The 15,874-nt window shown below is 58.5% G+C and carries 17 protein-coding genes; 3 read left to right on the top strand and 14 right to left on the bottom strand.

The annotated features are described in order from the left end of the window. Positions 1-68: 68 nt before the first annotated feature. The 14 genes from WA145_RS14735 to rpmH form a co-directional block, all read right to left on the bottom strand. A complete protein-coding gene (locus WA145_RS14735; RefSeq protein ID WP_422582302.1) occupies positions 69-605 on the bottom strand; it encodes a F0F1 ATP synthase subunit delta in 537 nt (178 codons plus the stop codon). Positions 606-620: 15 nt separating this feature from the next. After that, positions 621-1,091, bottom strand: coding sequence for a F0F1 ATP synthase subunit B (locus WA145_RS14740; RefSeq protein ID WP_275960033.1), 471 nt, complete (start codon positions 1,089-1,091; stop codon positions 621-623). Between the two features lie 56 nt (positions 1,092-1,147). Continuing rightward, on the bottom strand, positions 1,148-1,405 hold the full coding sequence (atpE, locus tag WA145_RS14745) for a F0F1 ATP synthase subunit C (protein WP_003097235.1): 258 nt from the start codon (positions 1,403-1,405) through the stop codon (positions 1,148-1,150). A 116-nt stretch (positions 1,406-1,521) separates the two neighbouring features. Next, entirely contained in the window at positions 1,522-2,391 is an 870-nt protein-coding gene (gene atpB / locus WA145_RS14750; RefSeq protein WP_422582303.1) for a F0F1 ATP synthase subunit A, read from the bottom strand. A 14-nt stretch (positions 2,392-2,405) separates the two neighbouring features. After that, a complete protein-coding gene (locus tag WA145_RS14755) occupies positions 2,406-2,813 on the bottom strand; it encodes a F0F1 ATP synthase subunit I (protein WP_422582304.1) in 408 nt (135 codons plus the stop codon). 157 nt (positions 2,814-2,970) lie between these two features. Then, entirely contained in the window at positions 2,971-3,843 is an 873-nt protein-coding gene (locus tag WA145_RS14760; protein WP_422582305.1) for a ParB/RepB/Spo0J family partition protein, read from the bottom strand. A gap of 10 nt (positions 3,844-3,853) precedes the next feature. Further along, positions 3,854-4,642, bottom strand: a complete 789-nt coding sequence (locus WA145_RS14765; RefSeq protein WP_422582306.1) for a ParA family protein — start codon at positions 4,640-4,642, stop codon at positions 3,854-3,856. Between the two features lie 12 nt (positions 4,643-4,654). Then, positions 4,655-5,302, bottom strand: a complete 648-nt coding sequence (gene rsmG / locus WA145_RS14770; protein ID WP_422582307.1) for a 16S rRNA (guanine(527)-N(7))-methyltransferase RsmG — start codon at positions 5,300-5,302, stop codon at positions 4,655-4,657. Then, the gene (gene mnmG, locus WA145_RS14775; protein WP_422582308.1) at positions 5,302-7,194 is read right to left on the bottom strand and encodes a tRNA uridine-5-carboxymethylaminomethyl(34) synthesis enzyme MnmG; all 1,893 of its coding nucleotides are present in this window, start codon (positions 7,192-7,194) and stop codon (positions 5,302-5,304) included. Before mnmG ends, rsmG begins: the two co-directional genes overlap by 1 nt. 634 nt (positions 7,195-7,828) lie before the next feature. Beyond that, complete coding sequence (gene mnmE / locus WA145_RS14780; RefSeq protein WP_422582309.1) at positions 7,829-9,196, bottom strand: tRNA uridine-5-carboxymethylaminomethyl(34) synthesis GTPase MnmE; 1,368 nt, start codon at positions 9,194-9,196, stop codon at positions 7,829-7,831. A gap of 74 nt (positions 9,197-9,270) precedes the next feature. Further along, complete coding sequence (yidC, locus tag WA145_RS14785; protein ID WP_422582310.1) at positions 9,271-11,022, bottom strand: membrane protein insertase YidC; 1,752 nt, start codon at positions 11,020-11,022, stop codon at positions 9,271-9,273. A 2-nt stretch (positions 11,023-11,024) separates the two neighbouring features. Further along, positions 11,025-11,270 carry a membrane protein insertion efficiency factor YidD gene (gene yidD / locus WA145_RS14790; protein ID WP_422582311.1) on the bottom strand — a complete coding sequence of 82 codons (246 nt, stop codon included), beginning with the start codon at positions 11,268-11,270 and terminating at the stop codon, positions 11,025-11,027. Further along, positions 11,263-11,667, bottom strand: coding sequence for a ribonuclease P protein component (gene rnpA / locus WA145_RS14795; protein WP_370692692.1), 405 nt, complete (start codon positions 11,665-11,667; stop codon positions 11,263-11,265). Before rnpA ends, yidD begins: the two co-directional genes overlap by 8 nt. An 11-nt stretch (positions 11,668-11,678) precedes the next feature. After that, a complete protein-coding gene (gene rpmH, locus WA145_RS14800) occupies positions 11,679-11,813 on the bottom strand; it encodes a 50S ribosomal protein L34 (RefSeq protein ID WP_002551315.1) in 135 nt (44 codons plus the stop codon). 524 nt (positions 11,814-12,337) lie between these two features. Between rpmH and dnaA the strand changes: the two genes are divergently transcribed. From dnaA to recF, 3 genes are all read left to right on the top strand, one after another. After that, the gene (gene dnaA, locus WA145_RS14805) at positions 12,338-13,804 is read left to right on the top strand and encodes a chromosomal replication initiator protein DnaA (RefSeq protein WP_422582312.1); all 1,467 of its coding nucleotides are present in this window, start codon (positions 12,338-12,340) and stop codon (positions 13,802-13,804) included. Positions 13,805-13,835: 31 nt separating this feature from the next. Beyond that, entirely contained in the window at positions 13,836-14,939 is a 1,104-nt protein-coding gene (gene dnaN / locus WA145_RS14810; protein ID WP_422582313.1) for a DNA polymerase III subunit beta, read from the top strand. A gap of 7 nt (positions 14,940-14,946) precedes the next feature. Further along, positions 14,947-15,874, top strand: a 928-nt coding sequence (gene recF, locus WA145_RS14815) for a DNA replication/repair protein RecF (RefSeq protein WP_422582314.1), incomplete at its 3' end; no start/stop codon positions are given.

Raw genomic sequence — 15,874 nt, forward strand, 5'->3', positions numbered from 1 at the left:
CGCCCCTTGATGATTTCACTTATTTCGGAAGGATTGAGTTGCTGCATAGCTCTGCTGCCCCTTCAAACTCAAGATTTCAATGCTTCGGCCAGCTTCGCGATTTTGCCGCGAACTGAGCCATCGATAACCAGGTCGCCGGCGCGGATCAGAACACCACCGATCAGGGTGGCATCCTCCGCGGCGTGCAGACGCACTTCTCGGCCGAGCCGTGCACTGAGAACCTTGGCGAGTTTGTCTTGCTGTTCATCGCTCAATGCGAAGGCACTGGTAACGTCCACGTCGATCGACTTTTCCTGCTCGGCCTTGTACAGCTCGAACAGTTCAACGATCTGTGGCAACAGGGCCAGACGATCGTTTTCAGCGACGATGTGAATGAAATTGCGTACCTGGGCGTCGAACTTGTCACCACACACGTCAACAAACGTGGTGGCCTTGTCTGTACTCGTCAAACGCGGAGCCTTGAGCACGCTCTGCATGGTGCCGTCTTGCGACACCGCTGCAGCCAGGCCGAGCATGGCTGACCAATTGGCCAGCTGCTGGTGGGCCTGGGCATACTCAAAGGCAGCCTTAGCGTAAGGTCGGGCCAGCGTGGTCAGTTCTGCCATGATCGCGCCCCTCGCTTAAATTTCGGCTGCCAGTTTGGAAACCAGCTCCGCATGCGCGTTTTGGTCGATAGATGCGCCCAGGATCTTCTCGGCACCGCTAACGGCCAGGCTACCCAGTTGGGCACGCAGCGCGTCTTTGACACCATTCAGTTCCTGCTCGATCTCGGCCAGAGCCTGGGCCTTCACACGGTCAGCTTCGACGCGGGCCTGTTCACGGGCTTCGTCGACGATCTGGGTACCGCGTTTCTTGGCTTGCTCAATGATCTCGGCTGCTTGGCCTTTGGCTTCGCGCAGTTGCTGACCCGCTTTCTCTTGGGCCAACTCCAGGTCACGAGCCGCACGGCTAGCAGCGTCCAGGCCGTCTGCGATCTTCTTCTGACGTTCTTGCAAAGCCGTAATGACCGGAGGCCACACGTACTTCATGCAGAACAGCACGAAGATGAAGAAGGCAACGGACTGGCCAATCAGGGTTGCATTAATGTTCACGCCAACACCTCGCTCGTTCGTTGTCCATCAAACCAATTCACTCGAAATTGAGTGAATTAGCCTGCGATTTGACCAACGAAGGGGTTCGCGAAGGTGAAGAACAGTGCGATACCAACACCGATCATGGTCACGGCGTCGAGCAGACCGGCGACGATGAACATTTTCACTTGCAGCATCGGAACCATTTCCGGCTGACGCGCAGCGCCTTCCAGGAACTTGCCGCCCAGCAGGCCGAAACCAATGGCGGTACCCAGGGCACCCAGGCCAATCAGCAGTGCAACAGCGATAGCGGTCAGACCAACTACAGTTTCCATCTTTCCTCCCGACTTTTTATGTCGTATTGGTTAAGGTTTTCTAAGGTAAAGCGGTAAAGCAAAATCGGTACTTCTGGTTGCCCTTGCGGGCGTCCACTGCGAGCGCCTAAGCGCTCTTAGTGGTTGTCTTCGTGCGCCATCGACAGGTAGACGATGGTCAGCATCATGAAGATGAACGCCTGCAGCACGATGATCAGGATGTGGAACACCGCCCACGCCCACTGCAGGGCAATACCCAGCGCGCCCAGCAGCAGACCGCCGCCAAACATGATCGCGATGAGGATAAAGATCAACTCGCCGGCATACAGGTTGCCGAACAGACGCAGGGCCAGGGAAATCGGCTTGGCGATCAGGGTGACGAACTCAAGCAGGAAGTTGACCGGAATCAGCAGCGCTTGAACGAACACATTCTTGCTGCCGAACGGGTGCAGGGTCAGTTCACCGATAAAGCCGCCGAGACCTTTGACCTTGATGCTGTAGAACAGGATCAGCGCGAATACCGACAGGGCCAGGCCCAGGGTAGCGTTTGGATCGGTGGTCGGTACCACGCGGAAGTACAGGTGTGGGTCGCCGGAGATTTTTGCCGCCAGCATGGGCAGCCAATCTACCGGGATCAGGTCCATAAAGTTCATCAGGAAGACCCAGACGAAGATGGTCAGACCCAGCGGTGCGATCAGGGCGTTGCGGCCGTGGAAGGTGTCCTTGACGCTGCCGTCTACGAACTCAACCAGCACCTCGACGAAGTTCTGCAGCTTGCCCGGTTGTCCGGACGTGGCGCGTTTGGCGGCAGCACGGAACAGCAGGAGGAAGAACAGGCCCAACACGACAGACACCGCCAGGGTGTCGACGTGAAATGCCCAGAAGCCCATTTCCTGAGCTTCTTTTGCGTTGTGGGCGAAACTCCAGCCATTAACCGGATGCTGACCGTAGGTCAGGTTGGTCAAGTGGTGCTGGATATAACCCGAAGCGGTTTCTGCTGCTGCCATATATCCCTCGAGCGCTAAGGTCTTAAAAGTCTTGTTTTCATCAGCAGGGGGGAAAACCAATTGACCAACTGGGTCAGGAAGAACACGCCAAATACCGCCAGCGGCTCCAGAGGTTTTACACCTGCAAAGGTCAGTGCAAACAGCACTGCCGTTAAAACCAGTTTGCCCGCCTCACCGGCATAAAAAGACCGGACGATGGCTTGAGCAGCCCGCGCTCCACTGAAACGGAACGCCTTGTGGGCAAAGTACAGATTTGGCAACCAGGCAATCAGGCCACCACACAACCCCGAGTAGCCTGCCACTACGCCTTGCCACTGCCACAGCACCAGGGCCAGCAACAGCAGTACCAGCAGTTGCACCAGCAGTACCGGGAAAACAGCCAAACGATGGAAGGGCAGGCGATTCGGCGTGCGAACGTCCATCTGGTTTTCCTGAAAGCTGAACTCGGGCGTCGGCACCTGAAATCAATAACTTGGCATACTTTGTGCCGACGAAATGCGCGCAGAGTATAGGGGCGCTTCCCCCCCCGTTCAACTGCCGGGTAGTGATTTCCGACTAGTCGCTACACGCTCAATTGTTTCAACGAATGTGGGCGAGTACACCCTGTAGTTCATCCAGGGAGCTGTAGCTGATCACCAGCTGACCTTTGCCTTTCTGCCCATGCTTGATCTGCACCGGCGAGCCCAGGCGCTCGGCCAGGCGCTGTTCCAGGCGGGTGATGTCCGGGTCGGCTTTGACCACCGCCGGCGGCTTTTCTTTGCTGTTCAGCCACTGGCGTACCAGTGCTTCGGTTTGCCGTACCGTGAGACCGCGTGCGACAACATGTCGCGCACCTTCGGTCTGCTGTTCGGCCGGCAAACCGAGCAGGGCACGGGCATGACCCATTTCCAGATCACCGTGGGACAGCAGAATCTTGATTTCTTCCGGTAGGGCGATCAGACGCAGCAGGTTGCTGATGGTCACCCGAGATTTACCGACTGCATCGGCAACCTGTTGCTGGGTCAGCTGGAATTCCTGCTGCAGGCGCTGCAAGGCCATGGCTTCTTCGATGGGATTGAGGTCTTCGCGCTGGATATTCTCGATCAGCGCCATGGCAATGGCCGCTTCATCGGGCAGTTCGCGGACCATGGCCGGGATCTTGTCCAGGCCGGCTTGCTGGCTGGCACGCCAGCGGCGTTCACCAGCGACGATCTCGAATCGTCCTTCGCCAATCGGTCGCACCACAATCGGCTGCATCACGCCGTGGGCCTTGATCGACTGCGCCAGTTCTTCCAGGGCAGTGGCGTCCATGTCGCGGCGCGGCTGGTATTTACCGCGCTGGATCAGGTCCAGCGGCACGTATTGCAGTTCACGGCTGTCGACCTGCGCGGCCTCTTCCTGCAGGGCGCTGACACTGGTGCCGCCCAGCAAGGCATCCAGACCGCGTCCCAGTCCTCGTTTTTTCAAAGCCATGGGTATTTCCTTATGCGGTTGCGGTGTGGGCGCTGGCGCGCTGGCGACGGACCAGTTCGCCGGCCAGGGCCAAGTAGGCAATGGCACCACGGGATTGCTTGTCATACACCAGCGCCGGCATGCCGAAACTCGGTGCCTCGGCCAGGCGCACGTTGCGCGGTATAACCACGTCATAGAGCTGGTCAGGGAAGTGTTGCTTAAGCTGCGCCGACACATCGTTGGTCAGGCTGATACGCGGGTCATACATGGTGCGCAGCAGGCCTTCGATCTTCAGCTTGGGATTGAGCATCTCGGCGATGCGCTGAATGCTGTTGACCAGGTCGCTCAAGCCCTCCAGCGCGTAGTACTCACACTGCATCGGGATGATCACCCCATCGGCGGCTACCAGGGCGTTGACCGTGAGCATCGACAGCGCCGGCGGGCAGTCGATGAGGATGTAATCGTAATTCTCGCGGATCGGCGCCAGGGCATAACGCAGGCGGCTTTCCTTCATTTTCATTTCCAGCAGCGACACTTCGGCGGCTGTGAGGTCGCGGTTGGCCGGCAGTAGCTGGTAGCCACCGTGCTCGGAGAACTGCATGGCCTCGACCAGGTTGCATTCGCCGATCAATACGTCGTAGATCGAATGCTCCAGGCCGTGCTTATCCACACCACTGCCCATGGTGGCGTTGCCCTGGGGGTCGAGGTCGATCAGCAGCACACGGCGCTTGGTCGCCACCAGCGAGGCCGCCAGATTGATGCAGGTGGTGGTTTTGCCCACGCCGCCTTTCTGGTTAGCGATTGCGAATACCTTAGCCATGCTGCGTTCCCCCTAAACCGAGCGACGCAGTATCAACAGATGGCGCTGACCTTGGCAACCGGGAACCTTGAGTACATGGGTGGCCGTGAGACGAAAGTCCGCAGGCAGGGCCTGCAGCTCGTCATCCGGGTGTACGCCTTTCATCGCCAGCCACTGGGTATGGCCATCGCCCAGGTGACGGGTCCAGTTGCTGAAATCTTCCAGCGAACTGAACGCCCGCGAGCAGATACCGCTGAACGGCACAGCCGGGGTGAAGGCTTCGACACGGCTGTGGATAACTTGCAGGTTGGCCAGTTTCAACTCCAGCTTCACTTGAGTCAGGAAGCGGGTTTTCTTGCCGTTGGAATCGAGCAGGGTGAACTGCCGCTCGGGAAACAGGATGGCCAGCGGAATGCCCGGCATGCCACCGCCGCTGCCGACGTCCAGCCAGTTATCCCCAGCCGCCGCGACGAAAGGCAGCACGGACAAGCTGTCGAGCAGATGGCGCGAGACCATTTCATCCGGGTCGCGCACGGCGGTGAGGTTGTAGGCCTTGTTCCACTTGATCAGCAGGGCCAGGTAGGCGAGCAGCTGCTCATGCTGCTGCGCGCTGAGTTCGACACCCAGCTCCAGCGCACCCTGGCTCAGTTCTTCGGCGTGACGAGCAGTAACCAACGACATCAGGCGCTGTGCTCCAACTGCTGACCGGCAGTGCGCTTTTTCAGGTGGATCAGCAGCAGGGAAATCGCTGCCGGGGTGACCCCGGGAATCCGCGAAGCCTGGCCCAAGGTTTCCGGGCGGGTGTTGCCAAGCTTGTGCTGGATTTCCTTGGACAGCCCGGAAATCCCCGCGTAGTCGATATCCAGCGGCAGCTTGGTGTCTTCACTGGCGCGCAGGCGGGCGATTTCATCCTGCTGGCGATCGATATAACCGGCGTATTTGGTCTTGATCTCCACCTGTTCGGCCACCTGCGGATCAAGCGCAGCGCCACCGGTGATGGTCACCAGCCCGGCGTAATCGATTTCCGGACGGGCGAGCAGGTTGAGCAGGTTGTATTCGTGGGTCAGCGGCGTGCCGAAGTGGGCGGCAATCGCATCGCCCTGAGTCGTACCCGGGCGTACCCAGGTGCTTTTCAGGCGTTGTTCTTCCTGCACGATGGCTTCGCGCTTGCTCTCGAACGCGGCCCAGCGCACATCATCCACCAGACCCAGCTCGCGGCCTTTCTCGGTCAGGCGCAGGTCGGCGTTGTCTTCACGCAGGATCAGCCGGTATTCGGCGCGCGAAGTGAACATGCGGTATGGCTCCTGGGTACCCAGGGTAATCAGGTCGTCGACCAGCACGCCGATGTACGCCTCGTCACGGCGCGGACACCAACTGTCCTTGCCCTGGGCGCGCAGCGCGGCGTTGCAACCAGCGAGCAAGCCTTGCGCACCGGCTTCTTCGTAACCGGTGGTGCCGTTGATCTGCCCGGCGAAGAACAGCCCGGCGATGACCTTGGTTTCCAGGCTGTACTTGAGATCACGCGGGTCGAAGTAGTCGTACTCGATGGCGTAACCAGGCCGCACGATGTGCGCGTTCTCCATGCCACGGATGCTGCGCACGATCTGCAATTGTACATCGAACGGCAGCGAGGTGGATATGCCGTTGGGGTACAGCTCGTGGGTATTCAGGCCTTCCGGCTCGATAAATACCTGATGGCTGTCCTTGTCGGCAAAGCGGTGGATCTTGTCTTCGATCGACGGGCAATAGCGCGGGCCGACGCCTTCGATCACCCCCGAGTACATCGGCGAGCGATCCAGATTGGCCGCAATGATTTCATGGGTGCGCGCGTTGGTGTGGGTGATCCAGCAGCTGACCTGGCGCGGTTGCTGCTCGGCACGACCGAGGAAGGACATCAGCGGCGTTGGTGTATCGCCCGGCTGCTCGGTCATCAGCGAAAAATCGACTGTTCTTCCATCGATGCGTGGCGGCGTCCCGGTTTTCAGACGACCGACGCGCAGTGGCAATTCACGCAGACGGTGCGCCAAGGCAATCGAGGGTGGATCACCGGCGCGGCCACCGGAGTAGTTCTGCAGGCCAATGTGGATAAGTCCGCCGAGGAAGGTGCCTGTGGTCAACACCACGGAATCCCCGAGGAATCGCAGACCCATCTGGGTGACAACGCCTTTGACTTCTTCGTTTTCGACGATCAGGTCATCGGCGGCCTGCTGAAATATCCACAGGTTGGCCTGGTTTTCCAGGGTTTCGCGAATAGCGGCCTTGTACAGCACGCGATCCGCCTGGGCGCGCGTGGCGCGTACCGCTGGGCCTTTGCGGCTGTTCAGCACACGGAACTGGATACCACCTTTGTCGGTGGCCTCAGCCATGGCGCCGCCGAGGGCGTCGATTTCCTTGACCAGATGGCTCTTGCCGATCCCGCCAATGGCAGGGTTGCAGCTCATCTGCCCGAGGGTTTCCACGTTATGGGTCAGCAGCAGGGTTTTTACCCCCATGCGTGCAGCTGCCAGCGCAGCTTCGGTACCGGCATGACCGCCGCCGATGACGATCACCTGAAAACGCGAAGGGAAATCCACCACGCACCTCGTGCCTGTTGAGAAATGGGGGGCTTTTTGGGTTGAAAAGCGGGAAAGGCGGCAAGTATAGGGATTTAGCCGGTGTGAAAGAAGCCTTTTGCACAAAAAATAGCCAGCTGCCTTGGGGAGCACACAGGTCGGTCGGTTAATAAAGAATAAAAAAAGAGAATTTTTATAAAGCCTTGTTTATATGTTTATTACTTAGCAACGGCTTTTCTGTGGATAGATGGCTACAGGCCAATGGATTCAGTACTTACAGCGTTTAAAAAGTCTGTGCTGAACCTGCCATCTGCCTGTTCAGTTGCCGTACGCAAGCTGTGGATGAAACATCTAGTTATCCACAGGTGCGGTTATCCTCCGTTTTATCACCGGGTTATAGGCAGGGCTTAGGCCGGGTTTTCCACAGGGCTTAGGTGGATAAATAAGTGTCTGGACGTGCCTATTGCGCCCAGGCGAAGGCCTGCCTGGGTGGCATAAATGAGGTTTTAGAGGGGAACGCTACGTAGGATGGGTTAGCCGCGGGGAGAACATATTGAAGACAGCGGGAGGTTCAATGCGCCGTAACCCATCATCAATAGGCATGTCGTGTTACCTGTTAATGATGGGTATCGCTGCGCTCAACCCATCCTACTTGCTACTTGCCGATACAGAAGCTGGAGAAGATCCGCCCCAGCAGGTCATCGGAGCTGAACGCCCCGGTGATCTCGCCCAGGGCTTGTTGAGCCATGCGTAGGTCTTCAGCCAGCAGTTCGCCGGCACCGGCCAGGGTCAGCTGAGCATGGCCGTGCTCAAGGTGAGTGGCGGCCTGTCTTAAGGCCTCCAGGTGGCGCCGGCGCGCGCTAAAGCTGCTCTCTGAGGTCTGCTCATAACCCATACAGGCCTTGAGGTGTTCCCTGAGCAGGTCGAGGCCTTCAGTGGATTTTGCCGATAAGCTGATGGTGATGTGGCCGTCATTGCAGACTTCCAGCAGCACCGACTCGCCCGACAGATCGGCCTTGTTGCGAATCAGGGTGACCTTGGCCGGATCGGGGCGCTGGTCGAGAAACTCCGGCCACAGGGCAAAGGGGTCGTCGGCTTCCGGCGCGGTGGCATCCACCACCAGCAGAATGCGGTCGGCTTCGCCAATGGCTTTCAGCGCGCGCTCGACGCCAATCTTTTCCACCTGATCCTCGGTGTCGCGCAGGCCGGCGGTGTCGACCACGTGCAGCGGCATGCCATCGATGTGGATATGTTCACGCAGCACGTCGCGAGTGGTGCCGGCGATCTCGGTGACGATGGCCGCCTCGCGCCCGGCCAGGGCATTGAGCAGGCTGGACTTGCCGGCATTTGGCCTACCGGCGATCACCACGGTCATGCCATCGCGCAGCAGGGCACCTTGCCCGGCTTCACGCAGCACGCCAGCCAGATCAGCGCGCACGCCATCCAGCAGGCTAAGCACATGGCCATCGGCGAGAAAGTCGATTTCCTCCTCAGGGAAGTCGATGGCGGCTTCAACGTAGATGCGCAGGCTGATCAGCCGTTCGGTCAGGCCGTGCACGCGGCGGGAGAACTCGCCTTGCAGAGAACGCAAGGCATTGCGCGCGGCCTGCTCGGAGCTGGCTTCGATCAGGTCGGCAATGGCTTCGGCCTGGGCCAGGTCGAGCTTGTCATTGAGAAAGGCCCGCTCGCTGAACTCACCAGGCCGCGCCAGACGTGCACCCAGTTGAACGCAACGGCGCAGCAGCAGGTCGAGCACCACGGGCCCGCCATGGCCCTGCAGTTCCAGCACATCCTCACCGGTAAAGGAGTTCGGCCCTGGGAAGTACAGGGCCAGGCCTTCATCCAGCACCTGCTCGGCGTCGGCAAAAAATGGCCCGTAGTGGGCGTAACGCGGTTGCAGCTCGCGTTGGCAGATCGCCTGCGCCAATGTGCCGGCCAGCGGCCCGGACACGCGCACGATGCCGACGCCGCCACGGCCTTGGGCGGTAGCGACGGCGGCAATGGTTTCACGGGCTGTTTGCATGCGGGTCTCCAGATACGACATAGCAAAACGCCCCTGAAGAGGGGCGTTTGTTACAGCTTAGAAGCCTGTGCGACTTAGGCGTCTGCGGCCTTGGTTGCGGCTTCGATCTTACGGGTAATGTACCACTGCTGAGCGATGGACAAGACGTTGTTGACCACCCAGTACAGCACCAGACCTGCCGGGAACCAGAGGAAGAAGAAGGTGAAAATGATCGGCATCATTTTCAATACCTTGGCTTGCATCGGGTCTGGCGGCGTTGGGTTGAGCTGCTGCTGGATAAACATGGTCGCGCCCATGATAATCGGCAGGATAAAGAACGGGTCTTTAATCGCCAGGTCAGTTATCCACAGCAGCCACGGCGCTTGACGCATTTCCACAGATTCCAGCAGCACCCAGTAGAGCGCGAGGAATACCGGCATCTGCACCAGGATCGGCAAGCAGCCGCCCAGCGGGTTGATCTTCTCTTTCTTGTACAGCTCCATCATCGCCTGGGACATCTTCTGGCGATCGTCACCGTGCTGCTCTTTCAACTGAGCGAGTTTCGGTGCAACGGCACGCATGCGCGCCATGGATTTGTAGCTGGCGGCGGACAGTGGGAAGAAGATCAGCTTGATGATCACGGTCAACATGATGATCGACCAGCCCCAGTTGCCGAGCAGGTTGTGGATAACTTCCAGCAGCCAGAAGATCGGTTGAGCGAGGAACCACAGAATGCCGTAGTCGACAGTCAGCTCAAGACCTGGCGACAGGGTCTTCAGATGGCCTTGTAGCTTCGGGCCGGCATACAGAATTGCACTGGTTTCACCTTGAGCGCCGGCAGCAACCTGAATGGCCGGGCCGGTAAAGCCAACAATGTAGTTGCCTTGGCTGTCTTTGCGGGTCTGGACTTGGTTAGTGCTGTCTTTGCTTGGGATCCAGGCAGTGACGAAGTAATGCTGTAGCCAGGCAACCCAGCCTCCTTGAACAGTTTCTTTGAAGGCTTGTTTGTCGATGTCTTTCATCGACACTTTTTTGTACGGCTCTTCGCTGGTCCACAGCGCGCCACCCAGGTAAGTCGCAGTACCGGTTGCAGTGGTGGAGGACGGGTCGTCGCTGCCATCACGCTTGAGCTGGGCAAACATGTTGCCGCTCCAGGCCTGACCACTCTGGTTATCGATCAGGTAGCTGACAGTCACCTGATAGGACGATGGATCAACGCAGCCGGGTTTCTTCTGCTGTTGGTCCTTGGTGGAACATTCAGCGTTCAAGCCGCGCTTGAAGGTGAAGCGCTTGATGTAGTTGACGCCGTCTTCACTGAGCGTGAGGTCAACCTGCAGTTGCTCCTGACCGTCGGCCAGTGCATAGCTCTTTTGCGCGCTGCTCCACAGGGCACGACCGCTGGATTTGTCCGGCGCGTTGCTGCCGATCAGTCCGCTTTGCGCCAGGTAGGTGCGCTCACCACCGTTGTCGAACAACTGGAACGGCACATCCGGACGATCCTGCCGACGTGGGTATTGCGGCAGACGCAGTTGCACCACATCACCACCACGCGGGTCGATGGCCAGTTCCAGTACATCGGTCTTTACCCGAATCAGCTCATCGCTGGCTGCAGCCGGTGCGGCACTGATAGCGCTGGGCTCAACGGCCGTGGTGGCACTCGGAATATCGTCGCTGCCCGCTGGAGTTGAAGTGGTGGCAGTGGTATCCGGCAAGCCGGGTACAGTGCTGCTGGTCGCGGCAATTTCTGTCGGCAGGGCAGCTTGACCGTAGTCCTGGTTCCACTGGAGAACCATCATATAGGACACGATTGCCAGGGCGACGATCAGGATCGAGCGTTGAATATCCATGATTATTCGGCCATCGAAGAGGAACGGGAGGTTTTCGCGCAGGGAACCGGGTCGTAGCCACCGGGATTCCACGGGTGACAGCGGCCAAGCCGACGCAGGGTCAGCCAGCCACCGCGCATGACGCCATGGTGTTCAATGGCTTCAAGCGCGTAGCAAGAACAGCTTGGGTAGAAACGACAGTGGCTGGCCATCAAGGGGCTGATGGCGTAGCGGTAGAACTGGATGGGAAGCAAAGCCAGTTTACGCATGGGGACTGTCGTTCACCCCAGGTGTTGCGACGGCTTCCGGGCTTGGCTTACTGCGTTCGAGGCGTTTCCAGAGTTTGCCAAACTGGCGAGCCAGTTCGACGTTTTCCAAATCACCAAGGCCTTTACGCGCAACCACCACGATGTCCCATCCCACCAGGTTGTCCTGATTGAGACGGAACGATTCGCGGATCTGGCGTTTCAGACGATTGCGCTCAACCGAGAGCTTGACGCTCTTTTTGCCGATCACCAAGCCCAGACGGGGGTGATCAAGCTCGTTGTTGCGCGCCAGCAGCAGGACATTTTTGCCCGGAGCTTTGCCGCTAGGGGAGTCGAAGACTGCCTTAAATTGCCGGGGGGTTAGCAGACGCTTTTCCCGACTGAAGTCTCGACTCACCACAAGACCGAAATTTAGACGGCGAGACGCTTACGGCCCTTGGCGCGGCGACGCGACAGGACAGCACGGCCGTTCTTGGTGGCCATACGAGCACGGAAACCGTGGGTGCGAGCGCGTTTGATAGTGCTGGGTTGGAAAGTACGTTTCATGATGCGGTACCTGGGTGGTCGACTACGGGCCGGAATGGCCCCCGTTTTAAGAGACCGGCAATTCTAGAGAAACCCGAGGGTCAGGTCAATTTCCAACCAGGATTTTCCTGCATAAAGAAATATAAAGAAGAGAATATTTAAAGATGTTTAGTAACGTTAGTAGCTATTAGCTGACCCCTCATCTGTGCATAAGTACTTGAAGGCCAGCAGCTTAGCCTTGTTCAGCCAAGGGTAAGTCTGTCGAAAAGGCGTGCTGCAACTGTGTGGAAGCCGTCGACAAGCTGAGGATGGAATACCTTTTTACCCACAGCAGGGTTTTTCAACGGGTTTTACCCTGGGTTATCCAGCGAGCTTATGGGCGGTTATCCACAGCCTTTCTCGGCCTTGCGTTATAGGCCTCCAACGCTAATAACACGTTGATTTTCCTTGCGCATAAGCAAGCTTACATGTGGATAACTCAAGCCTCGGCGGCTACAATGACGGCTGTTTTTTTGCCTCGCGCCGTGCGATTTAGGGGATAGTCCGTGTCTGTGGAACTTTGGCAACAGTGCATCGAGCTTTTGCGCGATGAGTTGCCTGCTCAGCAATTCAACACCTGGATCCGTCCACTGCAGGTCGAAGCCGAAGGCGACGAGCTTCGCGTCTATGCGCCGAACCGTTTTGTCCTCGACTGGGTCAATGAAAAGTACCTCAGCCGCTTGCTCGAGTTGCTCAGCGAACGGACCAACGGTCTGGTTCCTGCGCTTTCCTTATTAATAGGCAGCAAACGCAGTTCGGCTCCTCGTGCGGCGGCGGTTAGTACGCCGTCAGCTGCGCCGAGCGCGCCAGCATCCAATCAGACCGTAGCAGCAGCCGGCCCTGCACAGGCAGAACCCTCGCGTGCGAGCTTCGATCCCATGGCCGGTGCGGCCAGCCAGCAGGCGCCAGCACGCAGCGAGCGCACGGTGCAGGTCGAAGGCGGGTTGAAGCACACCAGTTACCTCAACCGCACCTTTACCTTTGATAACTTCGTCGAAGGTAAATCCAACCAGCTGGCCCGCGCAGCGGCCTGGCAGGTGGCGGACAACCCCAAGCACGGTTACAACCCGCTGTTCCTTTATGGTGGCGTGGGCTTGGGTAAGACTCACTTGATGCATGCGGTGGGTAACCACCTGCTGGCGAAGAATCCGAATGCCAAGGTGGTCTACCTGCATTCCGAGCGTTTCGTCGCGGACATGGTCAAGGCCTTGCAGTTGAACGCGATCAACGAGTTCAAGCGCTTCTACCGTTCGGTGGATGCGTTGCTGATCGATGACATTCAATTCTTCGCCAAGAAAGAGCGTTCCCAGGAAGAGTTCTTCCACACCTTCAACGCCTTGCTCGAAGGTGGTCAGCAGGTGATTCTCACCAGCGACCGCTACCCGAAAGAAATTGAAGGGCTGGAAGAGCGTCTCAAATCGCGTTTCGGTTGGGGCCTGACGGTAGCTGTCGAGCCGCCTGAGCTGGAAACCCGCGTGGCGATTTTGATGAAGAAGGCCGACCAGGCCAAAGTCGACCTGCCGCATGATGCTGCCTTCTTTATTGCCCAGCGCATCCGCTCCAACGTGCGTGAGCTGGAAGGCGCGTTGAAACGGGTGATCGCCCACTCGCACTTTATGGGCCGTGACATTACCATCGAGCTGATCCGTGAGTCGCTCAAGGACCTGCTGGCCCTGCAGGACAAGCTGGTCAGCATCGACAATATCCAGCGCACGGTCGCCGAGTACTACAAGATCAAGATTTCTGATCTGCTGTCCAAGCGCCGCTCGCGTTCGGTCGCGCGCCCGCGCCAGGTGGCCATGGCCTTGTCGAAAGAACTGACCAATCACAGCTTGCCGGAAATTGGTGATGCCTTCGGCGGCCGCGATCACACCACGGTATTGCATGCATGCCGTAAGATTGCTGAACTTAAGGAATCCGACGCGGATATCCGCGAAGACTATAAGAATTTGCTGCGTACGCTGACAACCTAATACGCAACTCCACTAGGCAAGGGACTAGACCATGCATTTCACCATTCAACGCGAAGCCCTGTTGAAACCTCTGCAACTGGTCGCCGGCGTCGTGGAACGCCGTCAGACCTTGCCGGTGCTCTCTAACGTGCTGCTGGTGGTCGAAGGCCAGCAGTTGTCGTTGACCGGTACCGACCTGGAAGTCGAGCTGGTCGGTCGCGTCACCCTGGAAGAGCCTGCGCAACCCGGTGAGATCACCGTGCCGGCGCGCAAGCTGATGGACATCTGCAAAAGCCTGCCGGCTGATGCGCTGATCGATATCCGTATCGACGAGCAGAAGCTGCTGGTTAAAGCCGGCCGCAGCCGCTTCAGCCTGTCCACCCTGCCCGCCAATGATTTCCCGACCGTTGAGGAAGGCCCAGGTTCGCTGACCTTCAACCTGATGCAAAGCAGACTGCGCCGCTTGATCGAGCGCACCAGCTTTGCCATGGCTCAGCAGGACGTACGTTATTACCTCAACGGCATGCTTATCGAAGTGCAGACCGGCATCCTCCGCGCCGTGGCCACCGACGGCCATCGTCTGGCCATGTGTTCGATGGAAGCGATGATCGAGCAGATTGAGCGTCACCAGGTCATCGTGCCGCGCAAGGGTATTCTCGAACTGGCGCGTCTGCTCACCGAGCAGGATGGCAGCGTCAGCATCGTTCTCGGTCAACACCATATCCGTGCTACCACCGGCGAGTTCACCTTCACCTCGAAACTGGTCGACGGCAAGTTCCCGGATTACGAGCGTGTGCTGCCGCGCGGTGGTGACAAACTGGTGTTGGCCGATCGTCAGGGCCTGCGTGAAGCGTTCAGCCGTACCGCGATTCTGTCCAACGAGAAGTACCGGGGTATTCGCCTGCAACTGGAATCCGGTCTACTGAAAATTCAGGCCAACAACCCAGAGCAGGAAGAAGCCGAAGAAGAGATTGCCGTGGACTACAACGGCAGCTCACTGGAAATCGGTTTCAACGTCAGCTATCTGCTCGACGTGCTGAGCGTGATGACCACCGACCAGGTGCGTCTGATTCTCTCCGATGCCAACAGTAGCGCCCTGGTACAAGAAGCCGACAACGACGACTCCTCTTATGTCGTTATGCCGATGCGTCTGTAACCGCTGAATGTCCCTTACTCGCTTTACCGTCACCGCGGTGCGTAATCTGCACCCGGTGACCCTCTCCCCCTCCCCGCGTATCAACATCCTTTCCGGCGACAATGGCAGCGGCAAAACTAGCCTGCTCGAAGCCATTCATCTTCTGGGCCTGGCCCGCTCCTTTCGCAGCACTCGCCTGCTTCCGGTCATCCAATACGATCAGCTTGCCTGCACGATTTTCGGTCAGGTACAGATGTCTGATGGCCGGCAAAGCAATCTGGGGATTTCGCGGGATCGTCAGGGTGAGTTTCAGATTCGTATCGACGGGCAGAATGCGCGCAGTGCTGCGCAACTGGCCGAGACCCTGCCCCTGCAGTTGATCAACCCGGACAGTTTCCGCTTGCTGGAGGGCGCGCCGAAGATTCGTAGGCAGTTTCTCGATTGGGGAGTGTTCCACGTGGAACCTCGGTTTCTGCCGGCCTGGCAGCGCCTGCAGAAGGCCCTGCGTCAGCGGAACTCATGGCTGCGGCATGGTACACTTGACGCCGCTTCGCAGGCGGCCTGGGACCGAGAACTGTGCCTGGCCAGCGACGAAATTGACGGTTATCGGCGTGCCTATATCCAGGCCCTGAAACCGGTTTTCGAGCGCACCCTGAATGAACTGGTAGAGCTAAAAGGTTTGACCCTCAGTTACTACCGCGGTTGGGATAAAGAGCGTGAGCTCAATACAGTGCTTGCTTCTACCCTCTCCCGCGATCAGCAATTGGGCCATACCCAGGCGGGTCCGCAGCGTGCCGATTTACGGCTACGGTTGGGGGCGCATAACGCCGCCGAGATACTCTCGCGCGGCCAGCAAAAATTAGTTGTCTGTGCCCTGCGCATTGCGCAGGGCCATTTAGTCAATCAGGCCAAGCACGGCCAATGCATCTATCTGGTGGATGACCTGCCGTCAGAAC

The organism is Pseudomonas sp. (genome assembly GCF_049301935.1).
Classification (GTDB): Bacteria; Pseudomonadota; Gammaproteobacteria; order Pseudomonadales; family Pseudomonadaceae; genus Aquipseudomonas.